13 protein-coding genes are annotated in these 16,322 nt (G+C 70.3%); 5 read left to right on the forward strand and 8 right to left on the reverse strand.

Going from position 1 to position 16,322, the window contains the following annotated elements; all coding sequences use genetic code 11:
• Nucleotides 1-15: 15 nt before the first annotated feature.
• A complete protein-coding gene (locus tag ABZ809_RS03030; protein WP_357560643.1) occupies nucleotides 16-387 on the forward strand; it encodes a hypothetical protein in 372 nt (123 codons plus the stop codon).
• Nucleotides 388-483: 96 nt separating this feature from the next.
• On the opposite strand, the gene ABZ809_RS03035 is transcribed toward ABZ809_RS03030, so the two are convergent.
• Complete coding sequence (locus tag ABZ809_RS03035; RefSeq protein ID WP_357560644.1) at nucleotides 484-1,494, reverse strand: hemolysin family protein; 1,011 nt, start codon at nucleotides 1,492-1,494, stop codon at nucleotides 484-486.
• Nucleotides 1,494-2,813 carry a hemolysin family protein gene (locus ABZ809_RS03040; protein ID WP_357560646.1) on the reverse strand — a complete coding sequence of 440 codons (1,320 nt, stop codon included), beginning with the start codon at nucleotides 2,811-2,813 and terminating at the stop codon, nucleotides 1,494-1,496. Before ABZ809_RS03040 ends, ABZ809_RS03035 begins: the two co-directional genes overlap by 1 nt.
• Before the next feature lie 431 nt (nucleotides 2,814-3,244).
• Between ABZ809_RS03040 and ABZ809_RS03045 the strand changes: the two genes are divergently transcribed.
• Nucleotides 3,245-5,800 carry a helix-turn-helix domain-containing protein gene (locus ABZ809_RS03045; protein ID WP_357560647.1) on the forward strand — a complete coding sequence of 852 codons (2,556 nt, stop codon included), beginning with the start codon at nucleotides 3,245-3,247 and terminating at the stop codon, nucleotides 5,798-5,800.
• Nucleotides 5,801-5,851: 51 nt separating this feature from the next.
• Here ABZ809_RS03045 and ABZ809_RS03050 read toward each other — a convergent pair whose 3' ends face one another.
• Nucleotides 5,852-7,330: a cellulose binding domain-containing protein gene (locus ABZ809_RS03050; protein ID WP_357560649.1), complete on the reverse strand. Its 1,479-nt coding sequence runs from the start codon at nucleotides 7,328-7,330 to the stop codon at nucleotides 5,852-5,854.
• Nucleotides 7,331-8,348: 1,018 nt separating this feature from the next.
• Here ABZ809_RS03050 and ABZ809_RS03055 point away from each other — a divergent pair.
• The 3 genes from ABZ809_RS03055 (at nucleotide 8,349) to ABZ809_RS03065 (ending at nucleotide 11,698) form a co-directional block, all read left to right on the forward strand.
• Nucleotides 8,349-9,125, forward strand: coding sequence for a hypothetical protein (locus ABZ809_RS03055; RefSeq protein WP_357560651.1), 777 nt, complete (start codon nucleotides 8,349-8,351; stop codon nucleotides 9,123-9,125).
• Between the two features lie 667 nt (nucleotides 9,126-9,792).
• On the forward strand, nucleotides 9,793-10,632 hold the full coding sequence (locus tag ABZ809_RS03060) for a TauD/TfdA family dioxygenase (protein ID WP_357560653.1): 840 nt from the start codon (nucleotides 9,793-9,795) through the stop codon (nucleotides 10,630-10,632).
• Nucleotides 10,633-10,756: 124 nt separating this feature from the next.
• Complete coding sequence (locus ABZ809_RS03065) at nucleotides 10,757-11,698, forward strand: LLM class F420-dependent oxidoreductase (protein ID WP_357560825.1); 942 nt, start codon at nucleotides 10,757-10,759, stop codon at nucleotides 11,696-11,698.
• 9 nt (nucleotides 11,699-11,707) lie between these two features.
• Here ABZ809_RS03065 and ABZ809_RS03070 read toward each other — a convergent pair whose 3' ends face one another.
• The 5 genes from ABZ809_RS03070 to ABZ809_RS03090 form a co-directional block, all read right to left on the reverse strand.
• Nucleotides 11,708-12,484, reverse strand: a complete 777-nt coding sequence (locus ABZ809_RS03070) for a class I SAM-dependent methyltransferase (protein ID WP_357560655.1) — start codon at nucleotides 12,482-12,484, stop codon at nucleotides 11,708-11,710.
• Nucleotides 12,485-12,593: 109 nt separating this feature from the next.
• Nucleotides 12,594-13,592, reverse strand: a complete 999-nt coding sequence (locus ABZ809_RS03075) for an SIS domain-containing protein (protein ID WP_357560657.1) — start codon at nucleotides 13,590-13,592, stop codon at nucleotides 12,594-12,596.
• 95 nt (nucleotides 13,593-13,687) lie between these two features.
• Entirely contained in the window at nucleotides 13,688-14,131 is a 444-nt protein-coding gene (locus tag ABZ809_RS03080) for a GNAT family N-acetyltransferase (protein WP_357560658.1), read from the reverse strand.
• Nucleotides 14,132-14,146: 15 nt separating this feature from the next.
• On the reverse strand, nucleotides 14,147-15,325 hold the full coding sequence (locus ABZ809_RS03085) for a glycosyltransferase family 4 protein (RefSeq protein WP_357560826.1): 1,179 nt from the start codon (nucleotides 15,323-15,325) through the stop codon (nucleotides 14,147-14,149).
• A gap of 39 nt (nucleotides 15,326-15,364) precedes the next feature.
• Nucleotides 15,365-16,060 carry a TauD/TfdA family dioxygenase gene (locus ABZ809_RS03090; protein WP_357560660.1) on the reverse strand — a complete coding sequence of 232 codons (696 nt, stop codon included), beginning with the start codon at nucleotides 16,058-16,060 and terminating at the stop codon, nucleotides 15,365-15,367.
• Nucleotides 16,061-16,322 lie beyond the last annotated feature (262 nt).

Below are 16,322 nucleotides of genomic sequence, written 5' to 3' on the forward strand. Positions count from 1 at the left end.
CGATAGCATCCATACATGCCTAACTATCGATCTTTTGTCCACCGGTTGGTTGGTGTGGCCGCCGTGACGGCGGCCGTCGCGGCCGGCGCCCTGGCCCCCGCCCCGGCGTCGGCTGCGGTGCCGCCGCGCATCTGCGAGGTCGTCGTCGCCGCGGCCGGTGACGGCCAGGCGGTCCGCAGCGCGCCAGGGTTCGCCAGTGCGCCGCTCTACACGATGAGCACCGGGAACAGCTTTTCGCTCTGGGGCACCGGCATCACCCTGGACAACGTGAACTGGAAGCCGCTGACCTACAACGGCTCCACCCCGGTCCAGGAGTGGGTACCCGTCATCAACGTCATCACCGGCCTGCGATACGTCGACAACATCTTCTGCGACCGGGGCGTCTGACCGCACCCGGCCACCGCCCGGCGGCGCCCCCGCCACCGGACGTGCCGCTCGTCAACGGCGTCGACAACGTTCGCGCACCGGCGGGCGGGTGAAGGGTCAGCGGGCCCCGGCGGGGGCTCGGAGCAGCCGCTCGACCACGTCGGTCAGGGTGGCCACCGCCGGGCCGTTTGGGGTGGTGACCACCACGAGGTGGTGTCGGGTGGTCCGCATGATGGACAGGGCCTCGTAGGCGAGCGTCGAGCCGTCGAGCACGAGAACGTCGCGCATCACCTCGCCGGCGGTCTGGTCGTCCGGCTGGTCCATGGTGTCGCGGACGTGGACCACGCCGACGGCCGCGCCGTCGCGCAGGACGACCACCCGCAGGTGGCCGGTGTCGCGGGCCACCGCGCGGACCGTCAGGACGGTGTCGGCCGTCCCCACCGCGGTCAGCTCACGCTCCGGGCCGGTGAGGTCGGCCAGGGTGAGTTGGTCGAGGTCGAGGGCATCGGTGAGTTGCGCGGAGTACGACGCGTCGAGCGCGCCGACGTTGGCCGAGTGCTCGACCAGGTGGCGCAGATCGGCGGCGTTCTGGCCGGTGGCGATGGTGTCCCGGGGCTCCACGCCGACCCGGCGCAGGCACCAGTTGGCGCTGGCGTTGAGGGCACGCAGCACCGGGCGGGTGAACCACATGAAGGCGCGCATCGGCATCGCCAGGGCGATGGCGGTTCTCTCCGGGTGGGCGATGGCATACGACTTAGGGGCCATTTCCCCGATGACCAGGTGCAGGAAGGTCACGACCAGCAACGCCAGTGCGAAACCGGCCGCGTCGGCCGTCCAGCCGGGTGCGCCCCAGGACAGGAACATCGGAGTCAGCGCGTAGTTGACGGCCGGTTTGGTGACCGCGCCGAGCCCGAGCGCGCAGGCGGTGATACCGAGCTGGCAGCCGGCCAGCAGCACGGTCAGCTCGTCGAAGCTGCGCACCGCCGCCCGCGCCGACCGGCTGTGCTCGGAACGCGCGTCGAGGCGGTGCCGACGGACCGCCAGCAACGCGAACTCGGCGGCCACGAAGAAGGCGCTGAGCACGATCAGCACAAACGTGACAGCCACCACCACCCACGGGCCACCCATCAGCGGTTCTCCTCCGTCCGCAGCAGGACCAGCGACGGGACGTGCCGCTCCAACTCCACCACCTCGAGTGCCAGGGCGACCTCGCCGAGGCTCAGCCGGGCCATGGCGCCGGGGGCGGGCAGCTCGCCGAGCAGCTCGATGACCAGGCCGGCGAGGGTCTCGCTGTCCGATTCGGGCAGGTCATGCCCGATGGTGCGTTCGACCTCGTCCAGCGGCAGCGTGCCGACCAGTTCCCAGGTGCCGTCCGCCGCGGCCAGCCCGGCTGGCGACGTGGGTGCCGTGGCGTCGTCGTGCTCGTCCTCGATCTCCCCCACCAGTTCCTCGGCAAGGTCCTCCACGGTCACCACGCCGGCCAGCCCGCCGTGCTCGTCGAGCACACAGGCGAGCTGGGCTTTCCGCTCGGCGAGGGTCTGCACGACCCGGGGCAGTGGCATCGAGGTCGGGACCAGCACCGGCGGCCGCATGATGTCGGCCACCGTGCCGGCACCGTCGCGCTCGACGGCGAGCAGGTCGGCGAGGTGCACCACCCCGATCACGCCGTCGCGGTCGTCGAGCACCGGGTAGCGCGAGTGGCCGCCGGCGATCTTGGCCCAGAGTTCCTTGGTGGTCAGGCCGGGCTCCACGACATCCACCCGGGCCCGCGGGACCATCGCGTGGGCAGCGTCGCGGTCAGGAAAGTCGAGCACCCGGTCGAGGAGCATCCACAACTCGGCGGGCAGGTCCCCGGAGTCGCGGGAATCGCTGACGATGTGTTCGAGGTCGCGGCGGCTGGCGGCGTGTTCCACGTCGTGCACCGGTTCCATGCCGAACAGGCGCAGCAGGGCGTTGGAGGACTTGTCGAAGAAGGCGATCAGCCACCCGAACACCCGTAGGTAGACCTGGGTGGATCCGGCCAGCCAGAGGGCCACCGGCTCGGGCCGCGAGATGGCGAGGTTCTTGGCGAACAGCTCGCCGAACAGCATCTGCACGAAGGTCGAGAGCAGCAGCGCGGCCACCGTGCCGACGGCGACGCCGACGCCGGTCGGGACGCCGACCCCGCCGAGGGCGGTACCGACCGACTCACCGATCAACGGTTCGGCGACGTAGCCGACCAACAGGGCGGTCACTGTGATCCCGAGCTGGGCGCCGGACAGCATGAACGAGGTCCGACGGGTCACGTCCAGCGCCCGCCTGGCGGCGGTGTCACCCCCTGCGGCGCGGGCCTTGAGCCGCGACCGGTCGACGGCCATGTACGCGAATTCCTGCGCCACGAAGTAGCCGGTGGCCGCGGTGATCGCCAACACCACCAGCAGCCCCAGGAGGAGACTCAGCACCCACACGGGGCCACGCTCCTGATACGGGTGGCGCCGGATGAATCAGGCCCGCAGCGGCGGGCCCATGGTCTCGGACGTTGGCCGTCGCCCATCGGGTCGTGCTCCTCCTCGTCGTCGGCAGTGAGCGAAGTGTGGCACGGCTGCCTGGCAGCAACCTGGCAATTCCGCCCCTGACTGATCCCCGGCCCTCTTCCTGATCTTTTCCCCGGGTGCGGCGGGGTGCGGCGAGGACCACGCCCGTCAACGCGTCGCTCTCGCCGGCTAGCGACGTCCTCGGCGGCTCTCGTCACGCCGTGACGCGTCCGTCCGCCGGGCGCCGGGCACGTCGTGGCGGTCCTGTGGTCAGGCTCACCCCGTGCCGGCCCTGCCGGCCGGCAGCGCACGGTGCGATCATCGATGCGCTACGTAACCGCGGACGTCTGGTGCATGGGGGGATCGTGCCCGTCGACGGTGGCTTCGGCGCCCTGCTGCGCGCACTGCGTCGCGGTCGAGGGCTCACCCAGGAGATGCTCGCCGAGGCGTCCGGCTCCAGCGTGCGCGGCATCCGGGAGATGGAGAACGGCCGGGTCCGCAGTCCACAGCGGCGCACCCTGGCCCTGCTCGCCGACGCCCTCGACCTCGACGCCGCCGACCGGCGGCACTTCCTCGACCTGGCCCGCCCCGCCGCGCCGGTGCCGTGCGCCGGGGGGCCGGCCGGGCGGATGGCCGGCCCGGCGGCGCCCGACCCGGCGATGACCGGGTGCCCGCAGGCGGAGGCGTCCGAGGCGGCGGTGACCGGGCGGGTCCCGGAGCAGGCGTGCGGTGTGGCGACCGGCGGGCGGGCGTCCGGGCCGGCCGGCGCGGGCAGCACCGCACCCAGGCCGGCCGGCGATGCCGTCCGAGGCGTACCGTCCGGCCCGCCCGTGCCGGCGGAGCTGCCCGCGCCGGTGCCGGACCTGACCGGCCGTACCGCCGAACTCGCGGCGCTGGCGCACCTGGCGGCGGGCACGTCGGCCGGGCCGGACGACGCCGGGCCCCGGGTGGCCGTCCTGCACGGCCCGGCGGGTACCGGCAAGACCAGCCTCGCCGTGACCGCCGGGCACCGGGCGCGCGCCGCGTTTTCCGACGGCCAGCTCTACGTGGACCTCGCCGCCACCGGGTCGGAGCCGGGCGACGCGCTCGCCGGGCTGCTGCGCTCGCTCGGCGTGCCCGAGGACCGGATCCCCGCCGAGGCGGGGCAGCGCGGCAAGCTGTTCCGGACCCTCACCCGGGACCGCCGGCTCCTCCTGGTGGTGGACGACGCCGCCGACGAGGCGCAGGTGCGACCGCTGCTGCCGGCCGGGCCGCGCTGCCTCGTGCTGGTCACCGCCCGCCAGCCGCTGGCCGGGCTGGCCGCCGCGCGGGTGCCGCTCGGGCTGCTCGAACCCGCCGCCGCGCGGGCGCTGATCGGCGCCATCGTGGACGCCCGCCGGGTGGCCGCGGACCCGGCCGGCGTCGACCAGCTCGCGGCGCTCTGCGGCCACCTGCCGTTGGCGCTGCGGATCGCCGGCAACCGGCTGGCGACCCGCCCCGACTGGCCCGTGCGGCACCTGGTGGACCAGCTGCGCGACCAGCGCCGCCGGCTGGCCGCGCTCACCGCCGGCGACCTGGGGGTACGCGCCGCCTTCGAGGTCTCGTACCGGCAACTCGGCCCGGCGACGGCGGCCGTGTTCCGGCGGGCCTCGCTCATCCCCGGCGCCGACTTCGACGCCGAACTGGTCGCGGCGGCGGCCGGCACCGACCACGCTGCGGCCCTGCCGGCCGTCGAGGAACTCGTCGACGCGGGCCTGCTGTCGTCCTGCGGCGACCGTTACCAGTTCCATGACCTGGTCCGCCTCTTCGCCCAGGAGCGCCTCGACGCCGACGAGACCGCGTCGCAGCGGCGCGCCGCGCACGACCGCATGCTCAACTGGCTGCTCGACCGGGCGGCCGGGGCCGCCGCCACCTTCGACCCGACCGGTCGGGGCACCGCCACCCCGTTCGCCGGGCACCGGGCCGCAGCCGGCTGGCTGGACCGCGAGTCCGCGCACTGGCTCGCCGCGCTGCGCGAGGCTGCCCGCCAGGGCCGGCACGCCGACGTCGTACGCGTCGCGAAGGCGCTGCACTGGTACTCCGACGTCGCCACCCACCGGCACGGCTGGGACGAGATCTTCTCGCTCGGCGTGACGGCGGCGCAGGCGCTGCGCAGCCCGCGCGACGAGGTGGTGCTGCTCAACTTCCTCGGCTGGGCCCGGTACTTCTGCCGGGACCGGCACGCCGAGGCGCTGGCCGCCCTCGACCTCGCCCTCGACCTCGCCGCGCGGCTGGGCGACGCGCGCGAGCAGGCGTGGGCGCTGACCTACCGCGCCGCCATCGACGTGCGCACCGGACGGGCCGACGCCGCGGTGCCGGCCGCACGGCGGGCCGTGGCGCTGTTCCGTCGGGTCGGCTACGAACTCGGTGCGTGGTGCGCCACCAACGTGCAGGGCAGCGCCCTGGCGGCCACCGGCCGGTACGCCGGGGCGACCGAACTGCACCGGGCCGCCCTCGCCTTCTACCGCGGCGACACCGGTCTCAGCGGCGCCGGGGCGCTCGTCGGGCAGGCGAGTACGACGATGAGCCTCGCCGCGTCGCTGGCCGGGCTGGGCCGGCTCGGGGAAGCCGCCGCCGAGTACGGCCACGCCGGGGTGATGTTCCGGCGGGCCGGGGCGCCGTTCGGCGAGGCGCTCGCCGCGTACCGGCACGGGCTGGCGCTGTCGGAGCTGGGTGAGCCGGCGGCGGCGCGCGGCGAGCTGCGCCGCGCCCAGCGGTTGTTCGCCGCCGTCGCCAGCCCCTGGTGGGAGGCGCAGGCGCTGGCGGCGCTCGCCTCCGCGGCGCCGGCCGGGACCGCGGACGCCCGGCTGCTGCGCCGCCGGGCGCTGGATCGCTGCGGCGAGCTGGACGCGCCCGAGGTGCGGGGCCTGCGCGCCCGGCTGCGCCGCGAACTGGCGGAGTGACCGGTGGGGCCCGACGCCGCGGCGTCGGGCCCACCGGTCCGGTCGGACGGGTCAGGAGCAGGTGTCGCCGTCGAGCTGGAACGGCGCGGGGACGGTGGCCGGGCCGTTGGCGGTGAAACCGAAGCTCACCGAGCCGCCCGCCGGCAGCGACGCGTTCCACGCGTCGTTGCTCACCCGCACGGCGGAACCGGTCTGGTCGAACACGCCGCCCCAGTGGCCCTGGACGAGCTGGCCGCCGCCGAAGGTCCAGCCGAGGTTCCAGCCGGTCCGGGCGGGGCCGTCGTTGTAGATCGTCACCGCGGCGGCGAATCCCGTCGCCCACGAGTCGGTGACCACGTACGAGACGCGGCAGGTGCTGGTCTGCGCGCCGGTCACCGGCACGAGGTCGCCGAAGTCGTCGCGGGCGGTGGCGAAGTCCTGGAAGCCGAAGCCGGGACCGGCCGAGCGGGTCGTCGTGCCGGCGGCGAGGATCGTCCCGTCGGCGTTGACCGCGTACACGGGCCCGCCGCTGTCGCCGCTGCGGGCCGACTCCTCCCCGTCGAGCTGGGTCGCCTCGACCAGGTCCTCCCGGTCGTCGTAGTGGAACTCCACCCGCAGGTTGCAGATCGGCCGCCCGATCTCCCACGCCGACGTCGCACCGGACTGGCAGAGGAGCTGACCGGGGAAGACCTCCGTCCAGCCGGTCACCCGGGCACGCAGCGTGTCGTGCGAACCGCCCACGTAGACGTGACCGCCGGGGGAGGGCGTACTGATCAGCATGGTGTCGTGGTCGGCGTTCTTGTGGGTCTGCGTACCGATCGGCTCGCCGGCCCCGTCGGTCCACTGTGCGCCGAGGTCGCCGCAGTGCCCCGCGCTGAGCAGGTAGCCGGCCGAGGACGCGGCGTCGCGTACGCCGAAGCCGGTGGTGCACCCGGCCCCCGCCCAGATCCGGGCGCCACCGCTCCACGGCGCGCTGTCGTCCTCGCGGGAGCGCGGCGTCAGCTCCTCGGCACGTACGACGGTGGTGTGGACGCCGGTGCCGGGCAGCTTCGGCGGCGTGGCGCCGGGCTCGACCGCCACCTCCACCCCGCTGCCGTCCGCCCGCAGCCGCACCCCGTGCACCGCGTCGTGGCGGTCGGCGACGGGCGCGAGCCGGGCCGCCGCGGCCGCCAGCTCGCCGCGCGAGTAGCGGGCGGCGGTCACCTCGACCGGCGCGATCCGGCGGGCGGTGGCCACGGCGGCGGCCACGTCGGACGGCAGGGTGCCCTTCCACCACAGCACGACGTGGTCGCCGACCAGGCCGATGCCGGCGAACCCCGGACGCGTGGTGGCGCCCACCGCCGCCTTGATGCCGGTGGCGGCGTCGACCAGCGGGGCCTGCGCCAGCATCGCGTCGCGGGTGTCGGCGGGGATGAGGTCCAGCACCGTGGCGTCCCGGTCGGGCGCCGTCGGCGGCGCGGCGACGCCGCCGGCCGGTACGGCCAGCGCGACGCCCGCCGCGAGCAGCCCCGCGGCCGTGGCCCGGGACAGGGTCTTCCAGGTCTGTGTCATGACCGCCAGCCAACCGGCGGCGAGCCGGGTGGCGACAGGCAGGACGCCCGGCAGGACCGCTCCTGCCGGGCGTCCTGCCGGACCCGCGCACCGGGTGTGCCGCATCCCCACTCCCGGATTCGACGCGCCCGGTAGGGAGTGGGCGTGGTCTGGAAGGTGCTGCTGCTCACCTCTCCTCACGTTCACGCGGAACGATCATCACGTCCAGAGGGGCACGCCCAACATTAATTCGTCAGGAGCTCTCAGTAATCGGCTGATGCGGTTACCTGGGCGTGAGTTGTAGTTCTGTGCGAACGGCGATTCGGGGTCGCGTCCCCCTCGGGACACCAGATTGCGCAACCATGCCGACCGGGAGCAGGAGTTCCTCGCGGACGGGGTGGACCTGGACCCGGACCAGGGCCTCGTCCTGCAATGCAGTCAGTACGGGTGGCAGCGCCGGATCAACCGGTGCTGCCAGGGCAGGCTCGACGAGCGTGGACAGCCGGTCCTCCCGCCGCGGCTGTGTGCGCGCCGATGGGTTGCCGCCGTGGTGTTTGGTATGGAACAGTCCACCCATCGGCCTGAGTCAAACCTTGCGGGGGAGGTAGTCGCCGTCGACATTGCCATGCATTGGACGTTCGAAGTCGTTCGCCGACCGGGCAGTGTCATGCCGTCGTCAATTGCCCCGGTACGGAACGGCCCGGGGGCGGTGGCGTGGTTCTCCGCCGGGTTCGGCTGCATGCCGGCCGCGCTGCGCGGCCAAGCTGAGGCGTTGCATCACCAGCTCCGCCAGTCGCTCCATCCCTTGGCTTGCCGAGGCTGAGCTGACGAAACTGCGCGCCAGGGAAGCTTCGTGCATCCCCGTCAGATCCGAATCGGGAGCAGAAAGCCCGGGTCACACTGGAACTGGTAGAGGCAACGACGGAATCATGGTGAGGACTTTTCCATGAATATGACGGATGTAGCTGGGACCGGTCGAGGCGTCTACGTTGCCCTCCTGGGACTCGACGGGTCCGGTAAGACCACTCTCACTCACGGCTTGGTGGAGCGGCTGGCAGCGCAAGGACACAAACCGAAGTTCATGCGGTGGCAAGACATTCTCTCCCGCACCGATCGAGACGACTTCCCATACGTCTCGATCCGCCAACTCCTGGTGGAAATCTGGCGGACGCGTTACGGCGGCGCCACCGACCCGTACTCGCTTCGGGTGCAGCACGGGCCGCCCTTGTACGAGGACTTCAAGCGGGCTCGACTCGATCCGGGCCCCGTCAGTCCAGTCGATCCCCACCGCTCCGGCGTGGTGGCGTCTGCACTGCTCGAATTCGTTGCCGAGACGTTGATTCAGACAGAGATCGTCAATGAGCATCTGTCCAACGGCCGGATAGTCGTCAGGGACGGATTCGGCTACAGAAACGCGATGAAGGTGCTGCGGGTAGCTCATGAAATCTCGCATGACGACATGCCCGGTGATTTCATCACCAGAGCGAGCGACTTTGTCGCCGACTCCTTCTCCAGCCGCTTCATGCAGCCTGACATCGGGGTGTTCTTGAAGGTCACGGCAGAGGAGTGCTACAGGCGCATCGCAGAGCGCGGGGGCGTCGGGCCGTTCGAGGACATGGGCTTCACGGGTCGGGCGGGCCGGTCGTCATTCATAGAGCTACAGGGTGCCCTGCTGGCTGAGTACGAGCGGATGGCCACCAGTTGGGGTTGGCATATCGTCGACCTCCGGGACTCTTCTCCCGCAGAAGCCCTTGATGCCGTCGCCGAGATCGTCCTTGCGGAGGTCGCCTCATTGCAGGGGGCGGCTGAGCTATAACGACGAGCGCCGTGTCCCCTGGTGCCACAGGCCGATTTGGCGGGCGCCTCCCGCAGGACGTGTCGACATTGACGATCCTGTCGCGTATCCCGTGCTGACGGGGCGTGCCGCCGTGTGTCCTCGGCTCTGCTCGGCCGCACGGCCGTCGCGATGGTGCCCGCCGAAAGGGATCGGTGGTGGGGCCGCGAGAGGCACGTGAGGTTCCGGGTACTGACAAGGTCCATCTGGGCGTGCGAGACTGACGCGAGCGGCATTCACGGGTAGTTCGCCAGGCTGACCGGGGCCACGCCTGAGCAAAATGTGCGGACGGTGATCACGGCTGATCACAGCACGGGGAGGAAATGGCCGACATCGATGGAGTCAGACCAACACGGATCCTGCCCCAGATTCCATACCTCTGTGGATCCGCTGCCTTTGACACCCTCTCGAACTCGTACCGCCAGCGGCCGTGACCGGCCGGATTCTTCACCGACGCGCCGGATGAACGTTTCGGGCGGGTGTGCCGCCGCAGCTGGTTGCCCCGGCCCGGGGACGTCTGTGCCCCCGGCTCCCGGACAGCATTCGCACGTGGCTCGTCCTGCCGTGTCGTTAGCAGGATCGACGGCACTTGGGCGGTCCGCGACTGCGCTCGGGTGTGCCGGCCCATCACACACTTTGGGGACTGTCGTTGACCACGCACCGAGCCTTTGACCCCGTACGTTTCGACGTTCCGAGCGAGTTCGCCGACGGTTCGCCCGAGGACCTTCGTGCCTGGCTGCGTCGCCTCGGCGACCGTCACCTGGACGGCGGGTCCGGCTACTTCGTCCTGACCGGTCTGCAACATCTCGACGAGCAAGGGCTGCGCGCCTTCGCGCTCGCCGCTTCGGCGGCGCTCGGCGAGCTCCTGCCTCAGGACAGCAGCGGCACGCTGTTGAGGGAGGTCCGCTACCGGGGAGTGAAGCTCGGCGAGGGGGCCACCGGCCGGTACTCGGACTCACGCGACGGGGGCAACCTGCACACCGACTCGCCGCACCGGCCAACCCCCGTTCCCGACTACTTCGCGCTCGCCTGTGTCCACCAGGCCGCGGTCGGCGGTGACCTCGTCCTGGTGCGCCTGTCAGACGTCATCCATCGTCTTCGCGGCAGGCCGGACATTCTTGAGACGCTGCGCCAGCCGGTGCGTTTTCACACGCGTGACGACACGCCGGGAGTGCCGAGAACCGTGGTACGTCCGGTCCTGGAGGAGCGGAACGGCCGGGATCACATCCACTATCTGCGGGAATACATCGAACTCGGCCACCGGCAGCCGGGGGTCCCGAGTTTGACTTCGGCGCAAACCCGGGCATTCGACGCGCTGGATGCCCTGATCGAGTCTCGCGACCTGCAGTATGTGGACCGGCTGAGCGCGGGTGAAATGATCTTTATCGACAATCGTTGGACGCTGCACGGCAGAGTGGCGTTCGAAGACCGGGCTGGTGACAGCCGGCGGCTCATGCTGCGGACATGGATCATGAAAGCGAAGGCCTGAAGGCGCGAATGGACGCGGACCCGGGTCACTTCTGTGCCGGATCCTCGGCGTGCCCGGCGACGATCCACGGTCCAATCCCGGCAGTCAGCACGACATCACGCTTAATTGGGACGAGGGAGTAAGTATGCGGCTTCGCATCTTCACCGAACCACATCGGGGCGCGCACTACTCGACGTTGCTGACCCTGGCCAGGGCGGCCGAGGAGTTGGGCTTCGACGCGTTCTTCCGCTCGGACCACTACCTGAGCAGCGGACCGGTCAGAGAGCTGCCCGGCCCGACCGACGCCTGGATCACGCTGGCCGGCCTGGCGCGCGAGACCGAGCGCATCCGGCTTGGGACACTGATGAGCCCTGCCACGTTCCGCTTCCCCGGCCCGCTGGCCGTCTCCGTCGCACAGGTCGACCAGATGAGTGGCGGCCGGATCGAGTTCGGCTTCGGCGCCGGCTGGTTCGACGGCGAACATGCTGCCTACGGCATCCCGTTTCCCGATCTGGGGGAGCGCTTCGAGCGCTTCGAGGAGCAACTGGAGATCATCACCGGCCTGTGGGAGACGCCCGAGGGTGCTCGATACTCCTTCGCCGGTAAGCACTACTCCGTGACCAACTCGCCTGCGCTGCCGAAGCCCGCGCAGCGGCCTCGGCCGCCGGTACTGGTCGGGGGCTTCGGTACCAAGCGCACTCCCCGGCTGGCAGCTCGATTCGCCGACGAGTTCAACGTGCCGTTCCTCGATGTCCCGGAGACAGCCGCCGCGTTCGCCCGGGTACAGCAGGCATGCGTCGCCGCCGGTCGCGACCCGGCCTCGATGACGTACTCGGCGGCGCAGGTCGTGTGCTGCGGTCGGGACGATGCCGAACTGGCCCGGCGGGCCGCGGCGATCGGGCGTGAGACGGCCGATCTGCGCCAGCACGGACTGGCCGGGACGCCTGCGGAGATCGCCGAGCGGGTCGCCGAGTACGCCGCAGCCGGCGCCAGCACGATGTACCTTCAGGTGCTCGACCTGCACGACATCGATCACCTGGAGCTGCTGTCGCAACTGCTCCCGCTGACAAGCGCGGACGCGGAGTGACCGGTTCTCTCAGTCGGCGTCTTTCCGTACCGCGATCACGGCGACGGTGGTGAACGGCAGGCTGAAGCTGCCGCCCATCTTGTCGATCACAGTTCCGACGTCCGCAAGCACCCTGGCCAGATCGTCGGGCGGGAGCTTCGCGACAGCGCCGAATGTGGGAAGCAGCTCCAGCCATTCGTCCCGTGAGTACGTCTGCTCCCAACCGAACTGCCACTGCTCAGGCTCGCAGAACGTGTTCGCCTGCCGAATCTGATTGGCGAACTCGTCGAAGAGCAGCTGGTACAGCTCCACCGACGATCTCCGACGGCCGTCCGGGTCGAAGACGGAGTCGGGCGCCACCCGGCGGTACGCCTCCGCGGATCGGGACGACCAGGCGGGCAGACCTCCGCCGACAACCTCAGCCAACTCGGGCGGAGTGTGTTGGGCGTGGTGCAGCGGCGCGAGCAGCCCACCTGGTCTGAGCACCTGAGCGGCTTTGGCTATCCCGGCGACCGGGTCTATCCAGTGCCAGGCCGTCCCGGCGACGACAGCGTCGAATGTCCGGCCGGCCGCTTCCCAGGTCTCGAACTTAGAGGCTTCGACGGGTACGCCGGTCCTGCGGGCGTACTCCGCCATTCGCTCGTCGGGATCGACGCCGAGCACCGCGCATCCGGCTGCCTGGAACTGGCGTGCCTCGATGCCGGTGCCGCACCCGACATTCAAGATGTCGCGCCCTGGTAGGGCGCTGACGATTTGTGCAACCAAGCCGTCGGGGTACCTGGGTTTGGACGAGTCATAAAGTGCCACGTCGCCATCGAAGTGCCTGAAGTCCCGGCCCGGATTCCCCGAAGTATTTACCACCGTTGATGTATAGCATTCCCGGATCATCGTGACAACATGATCCGACCGAGGCGGTTCAGCCGACCAGCTCGTTCAGTCTGGAGATCAGCTCGATGTCCGACGGATCGCACCCGGACAGGGCGGCGGTGTAGACGCTGACGAAGTCGGCCAGTAACACCAGTGAGAGGATTCTCTGCGCTCGAGTCTCGCCTCGCGCGGAGATCCAGTACGTCGGCGCCGGGGTGCCGGCGATGATTTCGGCGGTGAGCTCCATGCGGCGGACGGCTCGCGGGTGTTGGTCCGTCCGGTCCTCCAGGAAGATCGCTGACCAGGATCCCGGCTCCCTCAAATGTCCCCAGATGCACAGTTCGTGGTGGTCGGCTTCCAGCAGTTCGGAAGAGAAGGCGACCTTCTTGCCGGTCTCGTTGAGCTGGGTCTTCCACCGGTGTGCCACGGGTGTGGTGGGGCCGCTGCCGTAGATCATCACGGGCGTTTCATGGAACGCCCGCGCGAGCGATTTGGCCAGTGAGTCGGCGGGTGACTCCGGGCCCCACTCCCGTACCAGTTCGTCGAGGAAATCCGCGGCCTCGGCGACTTCCTCGCGCAGGTCCGGCCCGACCCCGGCCGCTGCGGCACAACAGAGCGCAGCCACGATCGAGTAGGACGTCAGTGCCCGTGGCTGGAAGCCGACCGGAACCCGTACGAGCGGCAGGCCCAGCCGGCCGGCGAGCTCGGCCAGACGGCCTCCGCTGGTCAGCCCGACCGTGGTTGCCCCCACCGCGTGCGCGGCGGCGAAGTATTCCAGCGTCGTGTCGGCGTTGCCGGAATAGCTAGGGCAGAAGACAAAGGTCCCTCGGCCGACCCAGGGCTCCGGGAGATAGCCGCGCACGGTCTGCAACGGTCGCCGTGCCCGAGGGCCGATGATCGCGGCGGCGATCTCGCCGGCGAGTGCGGACCCGCCGATGCCGCACACCACGAGTCCGTCGGGGAAGTCGCCGCGAGGGAGCTCCACGTCGCGGAGCAGGGCCAGGGCGTCGCGGAGGTGGGTCGGCTGCGCGACGACATCATTGATCATGCGGAGCGGGTCCGCCCGCTCCACTGCCGGCCGGGCCAGCGGGTCCTCATCGTGCTCTCCCGCCCCCCTCTCAACTGATCTCGATTGGCTGGTCGTCAACTCTCGTCCCCGTTCACGTCGATGTCGTGCACGAAGCGGTGAGTCTGCGCGTCGTGCCGGAAGCCCGCCCGCTTCCAGAGCCGTTGTGCCTCAGCGGTGCCACCGACCGGAGCGCCGACCGTCTCCACGCCGAACTGGCTCAGCCATTTCACGGCGGCTGCGATCAAGGTCAGTCCGATCTCCTCGTGCTCCTGCCACCGGGGGTGCAGCACCACCCGGTAGACGGTGGCGCGCCAGCCGTCCCAGGCCGGTAATGCGGAACCGACAAGCGTTCGGCCGTCGAGGGCCACGAGGATGGTCGCGTTCGGGTGCGCAAGTACGGCAGCGAGGCTCTCGACGTTGTCAGTGGCACTCCTTCGATGCCCGGCCGCCCGCCAAAGATCGATTATGGCGTCGAGATGCGTGGGCCCCGCCGTCTGGACGGAGATGTCCCGCTCCATCAATCCTCCCGTGACCTAGGCAGCCTGGCGGTAGACGTCCAGCAACTGGTCGACGATGACCGGCCACGCCTTGGCCGCGACACGGGCCGGCCCCAGTGGCCCGCGCGAGGTTTTCCAGTCGTCGCGTGCCGCCTCCTGAAGGCCCGCCGCGATGGCTCCCGTGTCGCCGACCGGGTATACGGCGCCGGCCACGTCGGCGACGATGTCCGTCACACCGCAACGGTCGCTGGTCAGCACGGGCGTGCCGCAGGCCAGGGCCTCAATCGCCGTCATGGGGTACGGGTCGTTCTCGCTGGGCAGCACCAGTAGGTCGATCGCGTTGAAGACCTCCGTCAGCCGGTACCGGTCGGCGATGTGGCCAGCGAACACCACGTCATGCAGGCCGAGACGCTGGGCGACCTCCAGCGACTGCGGAAGGCCGGGGCCATCCCCTACCACCAGCACTTGCGGCCGTCGCGGGGCGGGAATCGTCGCCAGCGCCGCCAACATGTCGGGCACGCGCTTGTACTCGACGATTCGACCGATGTAAGCGACGCAGGGGGTGGTTGCCGACAGGCCGAACGAGCCCAGGACCTCCGCCCGGTCGACCGCGGCAGGCCGGAACACCTCCGGGTCGTAGCCGGGCGGCACGATGTGGATGCGCCCGCGATCGACGCCGGACGCCTCGTACATCAGCGCCGCGATGTCGGGTGTGATGGCGACGACTTCGCGCGCCCCCCGCAGGCCCTGGCGCCGGTACACATCGAAGGAGGCGTTCGCGCGCGGTCGGAGGAACTCACTCCCGTGGGAGACCACCACGTAGGGCAGGGACATGCGCGACGCCGCGTACGCGATGAGGAACGCGTGGTTCACATGCAGTACGTCTGGCTTGAACTCCCGCACGAGGTCCGTCAGCGCCGAGGTCCAGACATCGAGGTAGGTGGCGATGTCGGAGGCGTCGAGTTCGTCGTAGAGGAGGTGGCTGTCGCGGTGGCCGCTGAAGTTGGGGAAGTCGAACGGAAGGTTCCACCGCGATGGCCGTCCCGGAGTTCCGACAACCTCGTGCGGGAACGAAAAGGTGTCAGCCGCGCTTCCGGAGGGGCATATGGTCGCTACTTCGTGCCCCTCCGACTGGAGACGCTCCGCGACCTTCCGGACATAGATCCCGCTCCCAGAGGCATCGAGCGGGCAGTGGCTGGCAAAAAGGATGCGCATGAGCACTCTTCCAGGGTGGCGGGCAGGATTGTCGGTCGATCAGGCGACCATGATCCGGGACATCTCCCGATCGCCGGTGTACGAACTCCGGCCGTGGAACCAGGTCAGGTTGTCGAGGATGTAGCCCTGTCCGGCCTGGAGCGCGAAACGTCTGGCGACGGACTCCAGCGCGACGAGGAACGCGGGCAGGTGGCGTGCGACGTCCCAGGAAAAGTGGATGAGCCGATCGAACCGCAGCCGCACATTCACAACTTCACCGTCCACGATGCGGATGATCGGACCAACGTGCTCGAATTCGCCGGTCCTGAAGATCGCCGCTTGCGACGAGGTCACCGCCGCGAGGGTGGCCGGGTCGTGTTCTTCCAGGTAGCGCACGACGTCGCGACCGCGATAGGCGACTGCCCCACCGCCGGAGTCGGATGCCCGCTTGCACCACAGGAACAGATACCGGGGCGGATGCTCGGTCGCCGGCCGGTCGGTGTGAGCCATGAGCTCGGCCGTGGTGAGCCCGACGTCCGTCCGACCTTCGGTCAGCCGGATCGGCGTGATGCCCCTGGCGTCGCTGTGCGGGTGCAGCATCACCTCGCCGACACTGTGCGCGGCCCGGAGCACGGTCTCCTCGTCGTGGCACTCGAACGTCAGTAGTCCCTCGGAATCCCTGATCCGATCCGTCAGGTCGGGAAGTGGGAGGTTGCCGATGAAATGGGGTAACAAATCCGTGAACGACTTCGGCATACCGACTCTCTAACTAGGAGACACCTCGAAGCGGTTGGTGCTGGCTGGCTGCGTCGGACCGCAATGAGCCCAAGGGTCGAGACCCTGCCGGGAATCGGCGGCAGCCTATCTGATGAACAAGATCCGGCTGGTGCACGGACATCATTACACAGTCGGGGAGCGCCCGCAGCCTCCATTTCGGACATTGAAGCCAGTCATATGGTGACAACTGGAGTGAACAGATTGGCCCGGCCTCGCCGGACACCTGCGGCCTGTGTCGCCC

The sequence above is a fragment of the Micromonospora sp. NPDC047074 genome (genome assembly GCF_040643815.1).
Taxonomy (GTDB): Bacteria; Actinomycetota; Actinomycetes; order Mycobacteriales; family Micromonosporaceae; genus Micromonospora.

Bases quoted from the DNA above. Each gene is read 5' to 3' on its own strand.
- ABZ809_RS03030 (WP_357560643.1), top strand. From the start codon at position 16: ATGCCTAACTATCGATCTTTTGTCCACCGGTTGGTTGGTGTGGCCGCC.
- ABZ809_RS03035 (WP_357560644.1), bottom strand. From the start codon at position 1,494: ATGGGTGGCCCGTGGGTGGTGGTGGCTGTCACGTTTGTGCTGATCGTG.
- ABZ809_RS03050 (WP_357560649.1), bottom strand. From the start codon at position 7,330: ATGACACAGACCTGGAAGACCCTGTCCCGGGCCACGGCCGCGGGGCTG.
- ABZ809_RS03065 (WP_357560825.1), top strand. From the start codon at position 10,757: ATGCGGCTTCGCATCTTCACCGAACCACATCGGGGCGCGCACTACTCG.
- ABZ809_RS03075 (WP_357560657.1), bottom strand. From the start codon at position 13,592: ATGATCAATGATGTCGTCGCGCAGCCGACCCACCTCCGCGACGCCCTG.
- ABZ809_RS03080 (WP_357560658.1), bottom strand. From the start codon at position 14,131: ATGGAGCGGGACATCTCCGTCCAGACGGCGGGGCCCACGCATCTCGAC.
- ABZ809_RS03085 (WP_357560826.1), bottom strand. From the start codon at position 15,325: ATGCGCATCCTTTTTGCCAGCCACTGCCCGCTCGATGCCTCTGGGAGC.
- ABZ809_RS03090 (WP_357560660.1), bottom strand. From the start codon at position 16,060: ATGCCGAAGTCGTTCACGGATTTGTTACCCCATTTCATCGGCAACCTC.